The following is a 2,738-nucleotide window of genomic DNA, read 5'->3' on the forward strand; positions in this document are numbered from 1 at the left end:
CCCACCGACCGCGCGACCGCGGCGAGCGCCGCGGCGACCTCACCCTCCAGGCCGGGGGCGACGACGACGGGCGCCGCATCCTCTCCGGCCCCGGCATCGGCCGCGATACCGACCACCACGACGTCGGCGTCCACCGGCGTCGTGACCGCCTCGATCGGGGCGAGATCCGGGCTGTGGGTGAGGATCGACTGCGCGGTCGGCATGAAGCGCTCCTGGGGGTCGGCAGGACGTACGGGAAGGGTCGTGATGCCCGGACGACGCGGCGGGACCGCCACGGCGAGGGCACCATAGTCTATCGACTAACGTGGGCAGGCAGCCGGACCGTAGAGCGCGAGGAGTGGCCACATGACAGACACAGGGGACCTTCACGAGGGACCACTGCACTCCCGCCACGTGGAGGCCGGCGCGACCTTCGCCCCGTTCGGCGGCTGGTCGATGCCGGTGCAGTACGCCGGCACCGTCGCCGAACACACCGCCACCCGCACCGCCGTCGGACTGTTCGACGTCAGCCACCTCGGCAAGGCGCTCGTGACCGGCCCGGGCGCCGCGGAGTTCGTCAACTCGTGCTTCACCAACGACCTCGACCGGATCGCCGCCGGCAGCGCCCAGTACACGCTGTGCTGCGACGAGTCCGGGGGAGTGGTGGACGACCTCATCGCCTACCGGGTCTCCGACTCCGAGATCTTCCTCATCCCCAACGCCGCCAACACCGCCGAGGTGGTCCGCCGGATGCAGGCCGCCGCGGCCGAGCGGGCGCCCGGGGTCACCGTCACCGACGAACACCGTTCCCGCGCCGTGATCGCGGTCCAGGGCCCCCTCGCCGGAGAAGTGCTCGAGGCGGTGGGGCTGCCGACCGACCTCGACTACATGGCGTACGTCGACGCCGACTGGGACGGACACTCCGTGCGGGTCTGCCGCACCGGGTACACCGGCGAGTACGGCTTCGAGGTGTTGCCCGCCTGGGACGAGGCCGGCCCGATCTGGGACGCGCTCGCCGAGCAGGTGCTGTCCCGCGAGGGCGCCCTGTGCGGTCTCGGTGCCCGCGACTCGCTGCGCACGGAGGCCGGCTACCCGCTGCACGGCAACGAGCTGTCCGTGGACCTCAGCCCGCTCGAGGCGCGCTGCGCCTGGGCCATCGGCTGGGACAAGCCCGCCTTCTGGGGGCGCGAGGAACTGCTGCGTCAGAAGGAGGCCGGCCCCGCCCGCCGCATGTACGCGCTCGAGGTCACCGGACGCGGGATCCCGCGCGCCGGACAGACCGTGCGCGCCGGTGGACGCGACGTGGGCGTCACCAGCTCAGGCACGTTCTCGCCGACCCTCAAGACGGGGATCGCGCTCGCGTTCATCGAGCTGGACGCGGGTCTGAAGAAGGGCGACGAGGTCGTCGTCGACGTACGCGGACGAGAGGTACCGTGCCGCCTCGCGGTACCCCCGCTCATCGAGATCCGCACCCGCTGACCCGACCCCTTCCTCCAGGAACGAGACCCGCAATGTCCGAGTTCGACGTCCGTCCGTCCGCCTCGCCGAGATCGACCGCCGAGCGCGAGGCCATCCTCGCCGCCCCCGGCTTCGGCAAGCACTTCACCGACCACATGGTTACCCTCCCGTACTCGAACGGGCAGTGGGGCACCCCGGTCGTGGAGGCGTACGCCCCCCTGTCCATCGACCCGTCCGCCGTGGTCCTGCACTACGCGCAGACGATCTTCGAGGGCCTCAAGGCCTACCGGCAGGCCGACGACTCCATCGCCTCGTTCCGACCCGAGCAGAACGCCGCCCGCTTCAACCGCTCCGCGGAGCGCCTCGCCATGCCGCAGCTGCCCGAAGAGCTGTTCATGGAGTCGTTGCGGCAGATCGTGGCGATCGACCGCGACTGGGTGCCCGCCGCCGGCGGTGAGGAGGCGCTCTACCTGCGGCCCTTCATGATCGCCACCGAGACCGGGCTCGGCGTGCGGCCGGCCGACGAATACCTCTACTCGGTGATCGCTTCCCCGGCCGGCGCGTACTTCTCCCGCGGCGTGGCCCCCGTGAGCGTCTGGCTGAGCACCGAGTACGTGCGCGCCAGCCCCGGCGGCACCGGCGCCGCCAAGTTCGGCGGCAACTACGCCGCCTCGCTGCGCGCCCAGGAGCAGGCCGCGGCCAAGGGATGCGACCAGGTGGTCTGGCTCGACGCGATCGAGCGGAAGTACGTGGAGGAGATGGGCGGGATGAACCTGTTCTTCGTCCTCGGCTCCGGCGACTCCGCCGAGATCGTGACCCCCGAACTGTCCGGCTCGTTGCTGCCGGGCGTCACCCGCGACAGTCTCCTGCAGTTGTCCCGCCACCTCGGCTACCCCGTGACCGAGCGCAAGGTCTCGGTGGACGAGTGGGAGTCGGGCGTGGCCTCCGGCGAGATCACCGAGGTGTTCGCGTGTGGCACCGCCGCCGTCATCACCCCCGTCGGGTCCGTGCAGCACTCCGGCGGCGGCTACACGGTGGGTGACGGCGGGCCGGGGGCGATCACCATGCGGCTCCGCGAGACGCTCACCGGTATTCAGCGCGGGTCCGTGGAGGACCCGTTCGGCTGGATGACGACGCTGGTCTGAGCCGCGCCCCGTCAGAGCAGGAGCACCGCCGCCACCAGCGCGGCGGCGGTGCCCGTCTCGATCACCGCTCCGAGGACGTCCCCGCTGATCCCGCCGAACCGGCGGACCGCGTGTCGGCCGAAGCCCGCCGCGGCGCCGTAGGCGGCGACGCCCGCC

General features: G+C 72.1%; 3 protein-coding genes and 1 pseudogene. 2 read left to right on the plus strand and 2 right to left on the minus strand.

Annotation, left to right across the window (positions count from 1 at the left end; translation table 11 throughout):
• Positions 1-203 (minus strand): annotated as a pseudogene (locus G6023_RS05565) (leucyl aminopeptidase); the annotation flags it as partial.
• Between the two features lie 142 nt (positions 204-345).
• On the opposite strand from G6023_RS05565, the gene gcvT reads away from it, so the two are divergent.
• Both gcvT and G6023_RS05575 read left to right on the plus strand, forming a co-directional pair.
• Positions 346-1,458, plus strand: a complete 1,113-nt coding sequence (gene gcvT / locus G6023_RS05570) for a glycine cleavage system aminomethyltransferase GcvT (protein ID WP_132061855.1) — start codon at positions 346-348, stop codon at positions 1,456-1,458.
• Between the two features lie 32 nt (positions 1,459-1,490).
• Positions 1,491-2,582, plus strand: coding sequence for a branched-chain amino acid aminotransferase (locus tag G6023_RS05575; protein WP_096905672.1), 1,092 nt, complete (start codon positions 1,491-1,493; stop codon positions 2,580-2,582).
• A gap of 11 nt (positions 2,583-2,593) precedes the next feature.
• On the opposite strand, the gene G6023_RS05580 is transcribed toward G6023_RS05575, so the two are convergent.
• Positions 2,594-2,738, minus strand: a 145-nt coding sequence (locus G6023_RS05580) for an adenosylcobinamide-GDP ribazoletransferase (RefSeq protein WP_182634364.1), incomplete at its 5' end; no start/stop codon positions are given.

This window comes from Dietzia sp. DQ11-71 (assembly GCF_014144995.1).
GTDB classification, from domain to species: Bacteria; Actinomycetota; Actinomycetes; order Mycobacteriales; family Mycobacteriaceae; genus Dietzia; species Dietzia kunjamensis.

What these genes read in the sequence shown, in the direction of transcription:
- gcvT (WP_132061855.1), top strand. Translation starts at nt 346, where the DNA reads ATGACAGACACAGGGGACCTTCACGAGGGACCACTGCACTCCCGCCAC.
- G6023_RS05575 (WP_096905672.1), top strand. Translation starts at nt 1,491, where the DNA reads ATGTCCGAGTTCGACGTCCGTCCGTCCGCCTCGCCGAGATCGACCGCC.